Below are 15,522 nucleotides of genomic sequence, written 5' to 3' on the forward strand. Positions count from 1 at the left end.
CGAGCTTGCTCGCGAATGCGGCGTGTCTGATCCAAGCGTTTCGCTGACACACCGTTATCGCGAGCAAGCTCACTCCTACAGAGGTTATGCGTCCATTAGCGAAGGGCTTTACACCCCGGCCAGCTTGGCAACCGCACGTTCGAAGCGGTTCAGGCCTTCTTCGATGTCGGCGTCTTCGACCACCAGGCTCGGCGCGAAACGCACCACGTCGGGACCGGCCTGAAGCACCATCACGCCTTCCTGCTCGGCGGCGTTGAAGAAGTCTTTGGCCTTGCCTTTCCAGGCGTCGGTCAACACGCAGCCGATCAGCAGGCCCATGCCACGCACCTGGCTGAACACGCCGTATTGCTGACCGATCTTCTCCAGACGGGCCTTGAACAGTTCGTGCTTGGCCTTCACCCCCGCCAGCACTTGCGGGGTGTTGACCACGTCAATGACTGCCTCGCCCACCGCGCACGCCAGCGGGTTGCCGCCGTAGGTGGTGCCGTGAACGCCAACAGCCAGGTGCTTGGCAAGTTTTTCAGTGGTCAGCATGGCCGCCATCGGGAAGCCGCCGCCGATGCTTTTCGCGCTGGAGAGAATGTCCGGCGTCACGCCGTAATGCATGTACGCAAACAGGTGACCGCTGCGGCCCATGCCGCTCTGGACTTCGTCGAAGACCAGCAGCGCGTTGTGCTCGTCGCACAATTTGCGCGCGCCTTGCAGGTATTCAAGTTCGGCCGGCAATACGCCGCCCTCACCCTGGATCGGCTCGAGCACCACCGCGCAGGTCTTGTCCGAGACGGCGGCTTTCAGCGCGTCCAGGTCATTGAAGGGGACGTGGGTGATGCCGGTGATTTTCGGGCCGAAGCCGTCGGAGTATTTCGGCTGACCGCCGACGCTCACGGTGAACAGGGTGCGGCCGTGGAAGCTGTTCAGGGCCGCGACGATTTCGTACTTGTCCGGGCCGTACAGATCGTGGGCCACGCGACGGGCCAGTTTGAACGCGGCTTCGTTGGCTTCGGCGCCGGAGTTACAGAAGAACACGCGGTCGGCGAAGGTGGCGTCAACCAGCTTCTTGGCAAAACGCAGCGCCGGTTCGTTGGTGAAGACGTTGGAGACATGCCACAACTTGTTGGCCTGCTCGGACAGCGCGCCGACCAGCGCAGGGTGCGCATGGCCCAGCACGTTGACCGCGATGCCGCCGGAGAAATCAACCAGTTCGCGACCCGACTGATCCCAGACGCGAGAACCCTGACCGCGCACGGGGATGAAGGCTGCCGGGGCATAGTTGGGGACCATCACCTGGTCGAAATCGGCACGTTGCACCGGTACTTGCTCAACGGACATCGGAGTCTCCTGAAGAGGAACGCCTGCCTGGAACTGGCGAGCGATGGAAGGATTGTAAGGACTGATTCGGGCCGGGCCTTGCCGCCAAGCGACAACTTCTTATAGCGCCAAACCGGCTTTTTACGGGGTTTTCGGCAATGCGACAAATTGCGTCACAAAGGCGCAGTTTAAACACTGGCGTGCGGTTGGGGCACTGTTGACTTCAGGGCGACCCGCCTGGATTTTCAACCGCGCTCGGCGGGCACCGATGACAATTCGAACGGGCTGCTGCTGCGACGCTGATTGCGGTCTTCGCGAGGGGTGGCGCCGAAGAAGTTACGGTAGGCGCTGGAGAAATGCGGCCCCGAAGAGAAACCGCAGGACAGGCCGATCTGAATGATCGATTTGCTCGTCTGCATCAGCATCTGCCGCGCCTTGTTCAGGCGCAGTTCGAGGTAATACTGGCTCGGCACCCGATTGAGGTACTGCTTGAAGATGCGCTCCAGCTGACGCCGCGACACGCACACGTGCTGGGCGATTTCGTCGGTGGTCAGCGGCTCTTCGATGTTGGCTTCCATTAACAGCACCGCCTGGGTCAGCTTCGGGTGACTGGAACCCAAACGGTTCTGCAGTGGAATCCGTTGACGCTCGCCGCCTTCGCGGATGCGCTCCACCACCAGTTCTTCCGACACCGCGCCGGCCAGTTCGGCGCCGTGGTCACGGGCCAGCACCGCCAGCAACAGATCCAGCACCGACATCCCGCCGCAGGCCGTCAGGCGATCGCGATCCCAGTCGAACAAATGGCTGGTGGCGATGACCTTGGGGAAGCGCTCGGCGAAATCGTCCTGCCAGCGCCAGTGCACCGCCGCACGGTACCCGTCGAGCAAACCCAATTGCGCCAGCGGATACACACCCGCCGACAACCCACCGATCACGCAACCGGCGCGGACCAGTTGCTTGAGCGCGCCGCCGAGGGCCGAAGACATCGGCGCCGGTGGCTCGTCGGCCAGCAGAAACAGCTTCTGAAACCCTTCCAGACGACCGACCCACGGCTCGCCCGGCAATTGCCAACCGCTGCCATCAATCGGCGGTTCGGCCTGCAGAAACGACAGTTCGTACACCACTTCGGGGTGAACGCGCTGAGCAACACGCAGGGCTTCCTCCGCCAGCGCCAGGGTCAAGGCTTTGGTGCCGGGCCAGATGAGAAATCCGATTCGATGGGCAGTCATGGCGTGCAATCCGAAACGTGTCGCTAAAAGGGGTCGCACGCCTGGCATGCGATGGGATTCTGTAACCTTCAGTCAATGGCTGCGGCCTGAATGACGCGCAGCATGAACCGTTCTGAAGCAAAACGCACCGCTCTCACGTGGGGGCGGGTTACTTCAAACTGCCTGACAGGAACTGCTGCAAACGCTCGGATTTCGGATTGACCAGCACTTCACGGGGGTTGCCGCTTTCTTCGACCAGGCCCTTGTGCAGGAAGATCAGCTGATTCGACACTTCACGGGCGAAGCCCATTTCGTGAGTGACCACCACCATGGTCCGGCCTTCCTGGGCCAGCGCCTGCATGACTTTCAGCACATCACCGACCAGCTCGGGGTCCAGGGCGGACGTCGGTTCGTCGAACAGCATGACTTCCGGCTCCACTGCCAGCGCCCGGGCAATCGCCACGCGCTGCTGCTCGCCGCCGGACATATGCCCCGGGTAAGCATCCTTGCGGTGATAGACGCCGACCTTGTTCAGATAATGTTCGGCCTTTTCCAGCGCTTCTTTCTTCGGCACGCCCAGGACGTGCACGGGCGCTTCGATGATGTTTTCCATCGCAGTCATGTGCGACCACAGGTTGAAGTGCTGAAACACCATCGACAGGCGCGAACGCATGCGCTGCAGCTGTTTCGGGTCAGCCGCCTTCAGGCCGCCGTCCTTGTTGGAGACCAGCTTGAGCTCTTCGTTGTTGAGCAGAATGCGGCCGGATTTCGGCTGCTCCAGCAAGTTGATGCAGCGCAGAAACGTACTCTTGCCCGAGCCGCTGGAGCCGATGATGCTGATGACATCGCCAGCCTTGGCGGTCAGCGAAACGCCTTTGAGCACTTCGTGACTGCCGTAGCACTTGTGCAGGTCCTGGACTTCCAGTTTGTTCATGATGTCGGTTCTCACAAGTAATCAGTCACTGAGCAGGCGGCCGCTGCGCAACGGTGTGCGGCCGGCCACTTTGGCCATCCAGAAACCCGGCTGGGCGTAACGCAGTTTTTCGATGGCGAACAGCACGCCGGCGGTACCGGCACAGACGGTGGTAGCGCGATCGGTCAACGGGTCGATGACGTCGAACAGCGGTTCACCGGGCTCGACCCAGGCCCCCGCTGGACGCAAGAAAGTCAGCACGCCGGGATGGGGCGCATAAATCATTTCGGTGCCTTCGAACGGCATGCCTTCGCAGGCTTCATGGCCAGGTTGCGGCCACTCGCCACTGATCAGCCCCTGCTCGGCCAGAAACGCCAGAATGCCTTCGGCGTAGGCCTCAGCTTCGGCCTTGCCGGTGTTGGCCTGACCGCCCAGTTCGAGGGTAGTCGCCAGGCAGGCCAGCGGTATCTGCGCGTCCGGAAACTGCTTGGACAAGCGCAACCACGGCAGCGAACAGGCTTCGTCGAACGAGCTGCCGCCGGAATCTTCGGCCAGCAGCGCGACGGTCACCCCCAGATGCGCCGACAGCGAACGCCACTGCGGCCAGTGCTGCGGCAAGGCGTACATGTGCAGCGAAGCGTCGGTGTCGCAATGCAGGTCCAGCACCACGTCGGCGTTGCAGGCATGACTGAGCAAGACGCGCTGCATCCCGGCCAGTTCGCTGCCGGCCGGCGGCAATTGCTCGAGCACGTCGGCCATGGCCTGACGGATCAGTTTGACGTTGGCGTGGGGGTCGTCACCGAGCTTGCCTGCCAGCGCCTGGGCGACCGGCTCGCTGAGCTCGGTGAAATCGCGATTGAAGTTCTTGCCGCTGCCGTACTCGAAACGGCCCTGGTGGTTGCCCTGCAGCAACTGGCCCAGACCGATCGGATTGGCGACCGGCACCAGCTCGATGACGCCCTTGAGCAGGCCCTGTTCTTCCAGCTGGGTCAGGCGTTTCTTCAATTCCCAGGCGGTGCGCATGCCCGGCAGCTCGTCGGCGTGCAGGCTGGCCTGAATGTAGGCCTTGCGCTCGCCCTGACCGAAACGGAACACACTCAGGGTGCGCTGGGTGCCGAGATTGCCCCACGGTAGATCGTGATCGATGCGCTGCATATCAGTGCTTCCTCGGGGCGAGGTAACTGAGCCAGCGGCGCTCGGCCAGCTTGAACAGTTTCACCAGAATGAACGTCAGGCAGAGGTAGAAAACGCCCGCCGTGATGTAGGCCTCGAACGGCAGGTAGAACTGCGCGTTGACCGCGCGCGCCGCACCGGTGATGTCCATCAGCGTGACGATGGAGGCCAGACTGGTGGTCTGCAGCATCATGATCACTTCGTTGCTGTACTGCGGCAGCGCCCGGCGCAGGGCCGATGGCAGCAAAATCCGGCGGTACATCTTGGCTTTTGACATGCCGATTGCCCGCGCCGCTTCGATCTCGCCCGGCGGCGTGGATTTCAGGCTGCCGGCAATGATTTCAGCGGTGTAAGCGCTGGTGTTGATGGCAAAGGCCAGGCACGCGCAGAAGGTCGCACTCGACAGCCACGGCCACAGGATGCTTTCACGCACCGCTTCGAATTGCGCCAGCCCGTAGTAGATGAGGAACAGCTGCACCAGCATCGGCGTGCCGCGAATGACGTAGGTGTAGCTCCACGCCAGCAGATTGACCCAGGCGATTTTCGACACGCGCATCAGGCCCAGCGGCAGGGCAGCGAGCAGGCCAAAAAACAGCGACAGCGCGAGCAGTTTGAGGGTGATCAGCAGACCGCCGACGTACAGCGGCAGGCTTTCCCAGACGACGTTGTAATCGAAAATCATAGGTCTGCCACCCTCACGCCGGCCGAGTAACGTTTTTCGATGTAGCGCAGTACGAGCAGCGAGACGCTGGTGATCACCAGGTACATGGCCGCGACTGCGAGGAAGAAAGTGAAGGGTTCGCGGGTGGCATCGGCCGCCTGCTTGGCCTTGAACATCATGTCCTGCAGACCGACCACGGAAATCAGCGCGGTGGCCTTGGTCAGTACCAGCCAGTTATTGGTGAACCCGGGGATTGCCAGACGAATCATCTGCGGCACCAGAATGCGGAAGAACACCCGGCCACTGCTCATGCCGTAGGCCATGCCTGCTTCGGCCTGCCCTTTCGGGATGGCCATGAACGCGCCGCGGAAGGTTTCCGACAGGTACGCGCCAAAGATGAAACCCAGCGTGCCGATACCGGCCACCAGCGGGTTAAGGTCGATGTAGTCGTCGTGACCGAGCAGCGGCGCGATGCGGTTGAGCAGGTCCTGACCGCCGTAGAAAATCAGCAGAATCAGCACCAGATCGGGAATGCCGCGGATCACGGTGGAGTACAGGTCGCCCAGCCATGCCAGCCAGCGCACCGGCGACAGCCGCAATGCCACGCCGATCAGGCCGAGCACGATCGCCAGCGCCATGGAGCACAGAGCGAGCTGCAAGGTCAGCCATGCACCGTCGAGGATGACGGCTCCGTAACCTTTCAACATGTTGTTTGGCCCTCAAGCGCGGGATAGAAAAATGGCGCAATCAGTCGGTGCGGTGACCGGCTGCTTGCGCCATTGACGGCTTCAAACCACGTTACTTGCCGTAGATGTCGAAGTCGAAGTACTTGTCTTGAATGGCTTTGTATTTGCCGTTGGCACGAATGGCCGCGATGGCTGCGTTGAGCTTGTCCAGATCAGCCTTGTCGCCCTTGCGCACGGCAATGCCGACGCCGTCGCCGAAGTAGTTGACGTCGGTGAAGGCCGGGCCGACGAATGCGTAGCCTTTGCCGGATTCGGTATTCAGGAAGCCGTCCTGCAGCAGGGTGGCATCCGCCACGGTGCCATCGAGACGACCGGCGGCGATGTCCAGATAGACTTCGTTCTGCGAGCTGTACGGTTTGATTTCAGCACCCAGCGGGGCCAGGACTTCGCGGGCGAAACGCTCGTGGATCGAGCCACGCTGCACGCCGATGTTCTTGCCCTTGAGTTCGGTCAGCGCGTCGCTGACGACGGTGCCCTGCTTCATGACCAGACGGGCCGGGGTGTTGTAGTACTTGTTGGTGAAGTCGACGGACTTCTTGCGGTCTTCGGTGATGGACATCGAGGACAGGATGGCGTCGATCTTGCGCACTTTCAGCGCCGGGATCAGGCCGTCGAATTCCTGCTCGACCCATACGCACTTGACCTTCATCTCTTCGCACAGGGCGTTGCCGATGTCGTAGTCGAAACCGACGATGCTGCCGTCCGGCGCCTTGGAGGCAAACGGAGGGTATGCCGCTTCGATGCCGATCTTCATGGGCTTTTCATCGGCGAATACGGGCTGTGCCAATACGGTCAGTGCCAGCGCACCCAGCAGCATGAGCTTTTTCATTTCTTGGAACTCCATCGGTATAACGCGACAAATGGCAGTGAGCGAGACGCTCAATGAACAGGAGGAATCAGAAAGTGCGACGCGAGGTGCCGGCGGGTCTCTGGACCCGACAAGCCTTCGGCGAGTGGTCGGCATTTTAGCGGCAGGCTGAAAGTCGATATTTCTTCAATGCGACAACTAGTTACAGAAGCACATGAAATCGTGATCAGGCCAATTGACATCCAAAAAGCTTTATGCAAGTGCCAGAGTTGGCAAACCTATCAACGAAGCAAATAACGCGCCCATTATTGGCAAAGCCTTATGATCCGGCAAGTCCAGCGTGGGAGCGGGTTGATTCGGGGCGATGAAATGCTTTGTTTTCGGGTGGAAACGCCCCACAGCGGGGCGGGAGGTTACCGGGGCGGGTGTGGGGTAACAAATCGATATTTCCCGATTCTTCGGGGGACCGTCCGGGTATTAGGATCAAGAGCGTCCGCCTGGGGGCGGACTGTTTCGCCTTCGGCGAGTTACTTGGAAAAGCACCCCAAGTAACCAAGGGTGCTTGCTCTCGGTTGGGCCCTTCGTTCCTCAGGGTTCCCTCACTCCGGCCTCGCTCCGTGGGCCCGCCGCCATCCGCCATCCATGGCGGGGGGCGGCTCTCGCGGCATCCATGCCGCTCGGCCCACTCCACGAGACCTGCGTTCAGCCTGCACCCAAGTCGCGATTGGCGGTGTCTGAGCCTTTTGCATATGAAGATCAAAAGCAGATCAAAGGCCAATCAAGGGCAGATCAAACGCTGAGGACTTGTGGGAGTGAGCTTGCTCACGAAGGGGTTGGTACATCCATCGAATATCTGGTGCTTGGAATACAGCATTCGCGAGCAAGCTCGCTCCCACAGGGAGGGGGTGCGATCAGCAAAATTGTTGGCGCCTGGACTGGCCTCTTCCTGGCTAAAGCCAGTCCCACTGACAGCAGCGCGTTCAGTCAGTAGGACTGGCTCCGACTGTAGGACCGGCTTCAGCCGGGAAGCTTTTGCTTTTGCAGTTGATCTTCTACGCGATAGCCCAGACACCGCAAAATGCGACTTTGGTGCAGGCTGAACGGAGGTCTCGAGGAGTGGGCCGAGCGGCATGGATGCCGCGAGAGCGCCGTCAGGACATGGATGTCCGTTCGGCGCGGGCCCACGGAGCGAGACCGGAGTGAAGGAACCCGACGAAGTCGGGCCCAACCGAGAGCAGGCACTTTTGGTTACTTTTAGTGCTTTTTAAAAGTAACTCGCCGAAGGCGAAACGTCTGCCCCCAGGCAGACGCCCTTGACGTTAAAGGCTTTCACGCCGCAGTCATGGTCTTGTGGGTCTCAACCAGATGCGCAACCACACTCGGATCGGCCAGCGTCGAGATATCGCCCAGCGCGTCGTACTCCCCGGTGGCGATCTTGCGCAGGATGCGTCGCATGATCTTGCCGGAACGGGTCTTCGGCAGACCCGGCGCCCACTGAATCACATCCGGCGAAGCAATAGGACCGATCTCCTTGCGCACCCAGTTGCGCAATTCGATGCGCAACGCTTCGTCCGGAACCTCACCGCCATTAAGGGTGACGTAGACGTAGATGCCCTGCCCCTTCAAATCGTGAGGCACACCCACGACGGCCGCCTCGGCGACTTTCGGGTGAGCCACCATCGCGCTCTCGATCTCGGCGGTGCCCATGCGGTGGCCGGACACGTTGAGCACGTCGTCGACGCGGCCGGTGATCCAGTAGTAACCGTCTTCGTCACGACGGGCGCCGTCGCCGGTGAAATACATGCCGCGGAAGGTCTTGAAGTAAGTGTCGACGAAACGGTCATGGTCGCCGTACAGGCTGCGCGACTGACCCGGCCACGAGTCGAGAATCACCAGATTGCCTTCCGCTGCGCCTTCGATGAGGTTGCCCAGGTTATCCACAAGGGCCGGAATCACGCCGAAGAACGGACGCGTCGCCGAACCCGGCTTCAAGGCAATGGCGCCAGGCAGCGGGCTGATCAGAATGCCGCCGGTTTCGGTCTGCCACCAGGTGTCGACAATCGGGCAATTCTTCTTGCCGACCGTGTTGTAGTACCAGTTCCAGGCTTCCGGATTGATCGGCTCGCCCACCGAACCCAACAAACGCAGGCTCGAACCGTCCGCGCCCTCTACGGCCTTGGTGCCCTCGGCCATCATGGCGCGGATGGCGGTCGGTGCGGTGTAGAGGATGTTGACTTTGTGCTTGTCGACGATTTTCGACACGCGGGTGATGTCCGGGTAATTCGGCACCCCTTCGAACAACAGCGTGGTCGCGCCATTGGCCAGCGGGCCGTAGACGATGTAGCTGTGGCCGGTGACCCAGCCGACGTCCGCGGTGCACCAGTACACTTCGCCCGGACGATAGTCGAACACGCGCTCGTGGGTCAGCGCCGCGTACAGCAGATAGCCCGCAGTGGTGTGCAACACGCCCTTCGGCTTGCCAGTGGAGCCCGAGGTGTAAAGGATGAACAGCGATTCTTCGGCGCCCATTTCTTTCGGCGCGCAGGTGCTCGATGCCACGTCCAGCAGCGAGTGGTACCAGATGTCGCGATGACGGTTCCACTCGATGTCGCCACCGGTGCGTTTGCACACGATGACCTTCTGTACGCTCGCCGTTTCCGGGTTGGTCAGCGCACGGTCGACGTTGGCTTTCATGGCGGTCTTCTTGCCGCCACGCAGCCCTTCGTCAGCGGTGATCACCACTTTCGATTTGCAGTCGATGATGCGACCGGCCAGTGCTTCCGGGGAGAAACCACCGAACACCACGGAGTGAATCGCACCGATGCGCGCGCAGGCCAGCATGGCAACCACGGCTTCCGGGATCATCGGCATATAGATGGTGACGACATCGCCGCGATGGACATCCTGCCCGCGCAGCGCGTTGGCGAACTTGCAGACTTCTTCGTGCAGCTCGCGGTAGGTAATGTTGCGGCTCTCGGAAGGATCGTCGCCTTCCCAGATGATCGCGATCGAATCGCCGCGCTCGGCCAGATGGCGGTCGAGGCAGTTGTAGGAAACGTTCAGGGTGCCGTCGGCGAACCACTTGATGTCGACGCGGTGGTCGTCGAACGAGGTCTGTTTGACGGTGGTGAATGGCTTGATCCAGTCAAGGCGCTGGGCTTGTTCGCGCCAGAAGCCATCGGGATTGACCACCGACTGCTGGTACATCGCCTTGTAGGTCGCCTCGTCAGTCAGCGTGTTGGCTGCCACTTCAGGGCGGACGGGGTACAGGGAAGCCGCACTCATCTTTCTTACCTCGGTGGAAATGTTGTTGTTTTATGACCCTGTTGTATCCGCCGATGGCTGTAAAGGCCATTCGACGATGGTCTTACCGACTCCGAGCATAGCGCCGAAAGCAGGTCCAGTGCCCGATTCCAGGCAAATCTTCATGTCCCGGCTACGACTGAAGAACCCATCGAACGCCTGGCCGCAACCCGACAACGGCGATTGTTGCCGTTTCGCTCAATAGACTTTATCAAAATGGTTTCTATATGAATTCAGAACAGGGGCATAGAATCCGTTCCGCCAACACGGCAAATGATTGATAAACAACAGCCCCCCCACACTGCACTGTCAATCAACTAAACCTACCCGGTCATGATTCGCTTCACGCAGAGCCCCAAAAAGGTTTTGTGCACCCTGTCGACCGCAGTTCTTGCGACGCAGTGTGAATGAAGCAACTTAGAGGAAATGAGTAATGAAAGCTGCACTGGTTGTAATGGCTCTTTGTGGTTTCAGCGCCATGGCAATGGCAGAAGAATCCGGCGCAAAAGTGGCCGCTCAGCAACAGCGTGTCGAGGAGTACACCTATTCCACTAAACTGGATATCGCGAAAGTCATTTCGGTGGACGAAGTGCCTAACGTCTGCCAGGTCGTCCCGCAGCATATGACTTACGAAGACTCGCAGGGCAAACGCCACGTGCTTGAGTATCAGGTCATGGGTAACGGGTGCAGCAACGGTTGATCAGCACGCTCTGTTGATCAGTTGAGCGCGCCGCTTACTTGCAGGAGTGCGCTTGCCCGTGAAGTGCGGTGCATGAGTTTATATATCCGCCAGCAGTATTACCGATTCGCGGGCAAGCGCACTTCTGAAGTCATCACCCACTATTAACTCTGGCCTATTCCATAGTGCTTCAACTTATTGGCGACAGTTGTATGGGAAACACCCAATCGCTTGCCTAATAAGCGGCTGCTCGGGTGTGCCGCATAGAGTTGCTCAAGTACTGCCTTCTCGAATCGCCCGACAATATCTTCCAGCCCGCCTTCCAGAGAGAAGTCGCCCAAGGGTGGGCGCACGCCGTAATCCGGCAGGCGAATATGTTCGGCTTTCACCCATTTGCCGTCGCACAGCGAAACAGCCTGGAACAATACGTTTTCCAGTTGCCGTACATTGCCGGGCCAATCGTATTGGCTGAGGCGTTCCATTGCCGCTGGCGCCAGCCGGGGCAAAGTGCAGCCGATCTGTCGGCTGGCCTGATCGAGAAAGTGCTCAACCAGCGGCGCGAGCCCATCCAGGCAGTCGCGCAGGGGCGGAATGTGCAGCGATAGCACGTTGAGCCGGTGGTAGAGGTCCTGGCGGAATTCACCCCGGGCGCAAAGTTCGGAAAGATCCACCTGCGTCGCGCAGATGATGCGCACGTCCAGGTAAACCTCTTCGTCGCTGCCTACGCGTCGAAAGCAGCCTTCCTGCAAATAGCGCAACAGTTTCGCCTGCAACCGCGCACTCATTTCCGCAACGCCGTCGAGAAACAACGTGCCGCCCGAGGTCAGCTCCAGCAGCCCCAACTTGCCTTCGGCGCGGGCACCTTCGAACGCGCCGGGGCCGTAGCCGAACAGCTCGGTCTCGGCCATGGATTCGGAGAACCCCGCGCAGTTGAGCGCCATCATCGGGGACTGGCCGCGAGGGCTGGCCAGATGACAGGCCCGCGCCAGCAGCTCTTTACCCGTTCCGGTTTCGCCTTCGATCAGCAACGGCGCATCCAGCGGCGCCATGCGCCGGGCCTCCCGGACCACAGCCGCCATCACTTTCGAGCTTTGAAAGATGCTGTCGAACCCCCGCAGCTCCTGCTTGCGCACGTTATAGATGTGCTCGCCGACCCGGTCGGCGCGGTGCAGCGTCAGCACCGCGCCGGCCATGGCTTCGCTGTCTTCGTGCTCGGACTGCAGGGGCGCGATGTCAGCCAGAAAGATGTCGCCCTTCACTTTCACGCGCAGGCCGTTGATGCGCGAGCGATTGGCGCGCACCAGTTGCGGCAGGTCGAAATCCTCGGCGTAACGGGACAGCGGAATGCCCGGCACTTCATCGACCCGCACGCCCAGCAACTGCGCGGCGGCGCGGTTGGCCGCAACGATGGAGCCGCCCATGTCGATGGAGAGCACGGGGAATTCAAGTGCGCCGAGCAAGGCATTGAGCTCCATATGCCGACGCTCGCTGGGCATTAATCCCACACGCTTGACGCCAAATACCCCAGCGACGGTCTCGAATTTCGGCACCAGCGCCTGGAACTGCAGATTGATCAGGTTCGGGCAGCGCAGATAGATGGCGTCGCCATGCTCACCGCCGACTTCTCCGCCGGAGACGTTGACGCCGTAGGCCACCAGTAGCTCGAGGATGTCGCGGAGGATGCCGACGCGGTTCTGGCAATGGACTTTGATACGCATGGAGGGCTCGCGGGGTGGCATCGATTTCGGGTTGGCCCGAGTTTATCGTCAAGAATACGTTACAGCGCAAGGGCCAGACGAGACAGCACGGCGAATGTATTCAGGCGAACCCGGTCAACCGTCACGATTTCTTTACGAATTATCGGACAGGGCTGCGCAAATCGGGCTGGAGCCTTGCAGCTGAGAGGCGCCAAATCAGCTATCAATATCCCAATCAGTTTTACCCCCAATCGCATTGCTCCATATAAGAACAAGCCATCAGGAGAGCCCCATGAGTACGCAGTACGTCGCCCGCGAGCCGGACGCCACCGGATTCATTGATTACTCGGAAGCCGAGCACAGAATCTGGAACACCCTCATCACCCGCCAGCTCAAGGTGATCGCAGGTCGTGCGTGCCAGGAGTATCTGGATGGCATCGAGCAGCTCGCCCTGCCCCAGGACCGTATTCCGCAGCTTGGCGAAATCAACCGCGTGCTGGGCGCGACCACGGGGTGGCAAGTCGAGCGCGTGCCGGCGCTGATCCCCTTTCAAACCTTCTTCGAGTTGCTGGCGAGCAAGCGATTTCCGGTCGCCACATTCATTCGCAGCGAAGAAGAGCTCGACTACCTGCAAGAGCCCGACATCTTTCACGAGGTTTTCGGACACTGCCCCTTACTGACCAACCCCTGGTTTGCAGAATTTACCCACACCTACGGCAAGCTCGGTCTGGCAGCCAGCAAAGAGCAGCGCGTGTATCTTGCCCGCCTCTACTGGATGACCATCGAATTCGGCCTGGTCGACACGCCCCAGGGGCGCAAGATCTACGGCGGCGGCATCCTCTCCTCGCCCAAGGAAACCGTTTACAGCGTGTCAACAACCCCTGAACATCAGCCCTTCGACCCGATTGAGGCCATGCGCACGCCCTACCGCATCGACATTCTGCAGCCGGTGTATTTTGTGCTGCCGGACCTCAAGCGCCTGTTCGACCTAGCCCATGAAGACATCATGGGCATGGCCCGCACGGCGGCTGAACTGGGGCTGCACGCGCCGAAATTTCCACCGAAAAATAAAGCCGCTTAAAACAACAGCCGCCCCAAAAAAAGCAGCCCGAACCCGATCAAGGAATCTTTCAATGACCGCTCTCAACCAATCCCAATGCGAAGCCTGCCGCGCCGACGCCCCACAGGTCAGCGACGCCGAGCTGCCGGATTTGCTCAAGCAGATCCCGGACTGGAACATCGAAGTGCGTGACGGCGTCATGCAGCTGGAAAAAGTCTTTCTGTTCAAGAATTTCAAATTTGCGCTGGCGTTTACCAACGCGGTCGGCGAAATTGCCGAGGCCGAAGGTCACCACCCGGGTCTGCTGACCGAATGGGGGAAAGTGACCGTGACCTGGTGGAGCCATTCCATCAAGGGGCTGCACCGCAACGATTTCATCATGGCCTCCCGCACAGACGAGGTGGCCAAAAGCGCCGAGGGCCGTAAGTAAATGCATTTTTCACAGATCCAGCGCGTACCGGACGACCCCATCCTGGGCCTGATTCAGGCCTACGCCAAAGACCCGAATCCGAACAAGTTCGACCTGGGCGTGGGCGTCTATAAAGATGCGCAGGGCCTGACCACCATTCCCCGCGCGGTGAAAATCGCCGAGCAACGGCTGGTCGATTCCCAGCCCACCAAGAGCTACATCGGTGGCCATGGCGAACCGCGTTTCGGCACGCTGATCTGTGAGCTGGTCATGGGCGCCGATTCACCGCTGATCGCCAGCAAACGCGTCGGCGCTACCCAGACCCCTGGCGGCACGGGCGCGCTGCGGTTGAGCGCCGACTTCATTGCCAACTGCCTGCCGGGCAAAGGCATCTGGCTGAGCGATCCGACCTGGCCGATTCACGAGACCATCTATGCCGCTGCAGGCCTGAAGGTCAGTCACTACCCCTACGTGGGTAGCGACAACACGCTCAACGTGCAGGCCATGCTGGCGACGTTGAAGACCATTCCGGAAGGCGACGTTGTCCTGCTGCATGCGTGCTGTCACAACCCGACCGGGTTCGACCTGTCCCGTGATGACTGGTACGCGGTGCTGGAAATCGTCAAGCAACGCAATCTGCTGCCGCTGATCGACTTCGCGTATCAGGGTTTTGGCGACGGTCTTGAAGAAGACGCCTGGGCGGTTCGTCTGTTTGCCGGCGAACTGCCTGAGCTGCTGATCACCAGTTCGTGCTCGAAAAACTTCGGCCTGTATCGCGAACGCACTGGCGCCTTATTGGTCTGCGCTGACACCACCGAGAAGCTGATGGATGTGCGCAGTCAGCTGTCGGCGACCGCCCGCAATCTGTGGTCGAACCCGCCGGATCATGGTGCCGCCGTCGTGGCCGAGATCCTGGGCGATCCTGAGTTGAAAGCCCTGTGGGCTGAAGAAGTGGAAGAGATGCGCAGCCGAATTGCGCAGTTGCGCGTCGGGCTGGTGGAGGCGCTTACACCGCTGGGCCTGGGTGAGCGTTTCGCCCACATCGCCGTGCAGCGCGGCATGTTTTCCTACACCGGCATGAACGACGATCAGGTAGCGCGTCTGCGCAACGAGCACAGCGTGTACATGGTGGCGGCGGGTCGAGCCAACGTTGCGGGGATTGATGCCACGCGGCTGGATGAACTGGCAGCGGCGTTTGCGGCGGTTTGCAAAGACTGAGGCGATCACCGATTCAACGCTTTTAGCGGGCCGCGCGGATGTTGCAGGAACCCATCCTCACTACATGACCGGCGGCCCGCATTTAAAAGTCTGATTGTCATTTGTACTGCTGTATCCTCCCTGAGCGTTTTAGGACGCGCTGTTCAATTCAGCCGCAACACACTTGTGAGGAGCGACGATATGCATGAAATCCCGAACTTCCCCTTCCCAAGCCAAACCCAGCAAAGCGCAGCAGCCCGCCAGGAACTCGGTCAGCCGATCGAGATGAAAGCCAGCGGTAAACGCAACGAGAGCAGCAAAGCCCAAAGCCCGCGCTGAAGGCTAATTGTCCAGCCCCTA

At 60.4% G+C, this 15,522-nt stretch carries 14 protein-coding genes; 5 read left to right on the forward strand and 9 right to left on the reverse strand.

All coding sequences use genetic code 11. The features are described 5' to 3' along the window. Positions 1 to 108: 108 nt before the first annotated feature. From AC07VF_RS21675 to acs, 8 genes are all read right to left on the reverse strand, one after another. Entirely contained in the window at positions 109 to 1,329 is a 1,221-nt protein-coding gene (locus tag AC07VF_RS21675; RefSeq protein WP_346625430.1) for an aspartate aminotransferase family protein, read from the reverse strand. Between the two features lie 224 nt (positions 1,330 to 1,553). Then, positions 1,554 to 2,537: a transcriptional regulator ArgR gene (gene argR, locus AC07VF_RS21680; protein WP_192171000.1), complete on the reverse strand. Its 984-nt coding sequence runs from the start codon at positions 2,535 to 2,537 to the stop codon at positions 1,554 to 1,556. A 148-nt stretch (positions 2,538 to 2,685) separates the two neighbouring features. Further along, the gene (locus AC07VF_RS21685) at positions 2,686 to 3,450 is read right to left on the reverse strand and encodes an ABC transporter ATP-binding protein (protein ID WP_192170999.1); all 765 of its coding nucleotides are present in this window, start codon (positions 3,448 to 3,450) and stop codon (positions 2,686 to 2,688) included. Between the two features lie 21 nt (positions 3,451 to 3,471). Beyond that, positions 3,472 to 4,584, reverse strand: coding sequence for a succinylglutamate desuccinylase/aspartoacylase family protein (locus tag AC07VF_RS21690; protein ID WP_282373507.1), 1,113 nt, complete (start codon positions 4,582 to 4,584; stop codon positions 3,472 to 3,474). A gap of 1 nt (position 4,585) precedes the next feature. Next, the gene (locus AC07VF_RS21695; protein WP_495010000.1) at positions 4,586 to 5,284 is read right to left on the reverse strand and encodes an ABC transporter permease; all 699 of its coding nucleotides are present in this window, start codon (positions 5,282 to 5,284) and stop codon (positions 4,586 to 4,588) included. Next, entirely contained in the window at positions 5,281 to 5,970 is a 690-nt protein-coding gene (locus AC07VF_RS21700; protein WP_065986205.1) for an ABC transporter permease, read from the reverse strand. The genes AC07VF_RS21695 and AC07VF_RS21700 overlap by 4 nt, the downstream gene beginning before the upstream one ends. 91 nt (positions 5,971 to 6,061) lie before the next feature. Continuing rightward, positions 6,062 to 6,838 (reverse strand): ABC transporter substrate-binding protein, encoded by a 777-nt coding sequence (locus AC07VF_RS21705; RefSeq protein WP_282373504.1) that lies wholly within the window; start codon positions 6,836 to 6,838, stop codon positions 6,062 to 6,064. A gap of 1,308 nt (positions 6,839 to 8,146) precedes the next feature. Then, positions 8,147 to 10,102: an acetate--CoA ligase gene (gene acs / locus AC07VF_RS21710; RefSeq protein WP_122624629.1), complete on the reverse strand. Its 1,956-nt coding sequence runs from the start codon at positions 10,100 to 10,102 to the stop codon at positions 8,147 to 8,149. A 451-nt stretch (positions 10,103 to 10,553) separates the two neighbouring features. On the opposite strand from acs, the gene AC07VF_RS21715 reads away from it, so the two are divergent. Continuing rightward, positions 10,554 to 10,820 (forward strand): DUF2790 domain-containing protein, encoded by a 267-nt coding sequence (locus AC07VF_RS21715; protein WP_133773333.1) that lies wholly within the window; start codon positions 10,554 to 10,556, stop codon positions 10,818 to 10,820. A gap of 143 nt (positions 10,821 to 10,963) precedes the next feature. Here the strand turns inward: AC07VF_RS21715 and AC07VF_RS21720 are convergent, their stop codons facing one another. Then, positions 10,964 to 12,517 (reverse strand): sigma-54-dependent transcriptional regulator, encoded by a 1,554-nt coding sequence (locus tag AC07VF_RS21720; RefSeq protein WP_346631111.1) that lies wholly within the window; start codon positions 12,515 to 12,517, stop codon positions 10,964 to 10,966. Positions 12,518 to 12,788: 271 nt separating this feature from the next. On the opposite strand from AC07VF_RS21720, the gene phhA reads away from it, so the two are divergent. The 4 genes from phhA to AC07VF_RS21740 all read left to right on the forward strand — a co-directional run bounded on the left by phhA (position 12,789) and on the right by AC07VF_RS21740 (position 15,501). After that, complete coding sequence (phhA, locus tag AC07VF_RS21725) at positions 12,789 to 13,577, forward strand: phenylalanine 4-monooxygenase (protein ID WP_495010076.1); 789 nt, start codon at positions 12,789 to 12,791, stop codon at positions 13,575 to 13,577. 52 nt (positions 13,578 to 13,629) lie between these two features. Continuing rightward, positions 13,630 to 13,986 (forward strand): 4a-hydroxytetrahydrobiopterin dehydratase, encoded by a 357-nt coding sequence (locus tag AC07VF_RS21730; RefSeq protein WP_074890313.1) that lies wholly within the window; start codon positions 13,630 to 13,632, stop codon positions 13,984 to 13,986. Further along, a complete protein-coding gene (locus tag AC07VF_RS21735) occupies positions 13,987 to 15,183 on the forward strand; it encodes an amino acid aminotransferase (RefSeq protein WP_346625434.1) in 1,197 nt (398 codons plus the stop codon). A gap of 180 nt (positions 15,184 to 15,363) precedes the next feature. After that, a complete protein-coding gene (locus AC07VF_RS21740) occupies positions 15,364 to 15,501 on the forward strand; it encodes a hypothetical protein (RefSeq protein WP_192170990.1) in 138 nt (45 codons plus the stop codon). Positions 15,502 to 15,522 lie beyond the last annotated feature (21 nt).

Source organism: Pseudomonas sp. GW821-FHT02H06, assembly GCF_059421525.1.

What these genes read in the sequence shown, in the direction of transcription:
- AC07VF_RS21675 (WP_346625430.1), bottom strand. Translation starts at nt 1,329, where the DNA reads ATGTCCGTTGAGCAAGTACCGGTGCAACGTGCCGATTTCGACCAGGTG.
- argR (WP_192171000.1), bottom strand. Translation starts at nt 2,537, where the DNA reads ATGACTGCCCATCGAATCGGATTTCTCATCTGGCCCGGCACCAAAGCC.
- AC07VF_RS21685 (WP_192170999.1), bottom strand. Translation starts at nt 3,450, where the DNA reads ATGAACAAACTGGAAGTCCAGGACCTGCACAAGTGCTACGGCAGTCAC.
- AC07VF_RS21690 (WP_282373507.1), bottom strand. Translation starts at nt 4,584, where the DNA reads ATGCAGCGCATCGATCACGATCTACCGTGGGGCAATCTCGGCACCCAG.
- AC07VF_RS21695 (WP_495010000.1), bottom strand. Translation starts at nt 5,284, where the DNA reads ATGATTTTCGATTACAACGTCGTCTGGGAAAGCCTGCCGCTGTACGTC.
- AC07VF_RS21700 (WP_065986205.1), bottom strand. Translation starts at nt 5,970, where the DNA reads ATGTTGAAAGGTTACGGAGCCGTCATCCTCGACGGTGCATGGCTGACC.
- AC07VF_RS21705 (WP_282373504.1), bottom strand. Translation starts at nt 6,838, where the DNA reads ATGAAAAAGCTCATGCTGCTGGGTGCGCTGGCACTGACCGTATTGGCA.
- acs (WP_122624629.1), bottom strand. Translation starts at nt 10,102, where the DNA reads ATGAGTGCGGCTTCCCTGTACCCCGTCCGCCCTGAAGTGGCAGCCAAC.
- AC07VF_RS21715 (WP_133773333.1), top strand. Translation starts at nt 10,554, where the DNA reads ATGAAAGCTGCACTGGTTGTAATGGCTCTTTGTGGTTTCAGCGCCATG.
- AC07VF_RS21720 (WP_346631111.1), bottom strand. Translation starts at nt 12,517, where the DNA reads ATGCGTATCAAAGTCCATTGCCAGAACCGCGTCGGCATCCTCCGCGAC.
- phhA (WP_495010076.1), top strand. Translation starts at nt 12,789, where the DNA reads ATGAGTACGCAGTACGTCGCCCGCGAGCCGGACGCCACCGGATTCATT.
- AC07VF_RS21730 (WP_074890313.1), top strand. Translation starts at nt 13,630, where the DNA reads ATGACCGCTCTCAACCAATCCCAATGCGAAGCCTGCCGCGCCGACGCC.
- AC07VF_RS21735 (WP_346625434.1), top strand. Translation starts at nt 13,987, where the DNA reads ATGCATTTTTCACAGATCCAGCGCGTACCGGACGACCCCATCCTGGGC.
- AC07VF_RS21740 (WP_192170990.1), top strand. Translation starts at nt 15,364, where the DNA reads ATGCATGAAATCCCGAACTTCCCCTTCCCAAGCCAAACCCAGCAAAGC.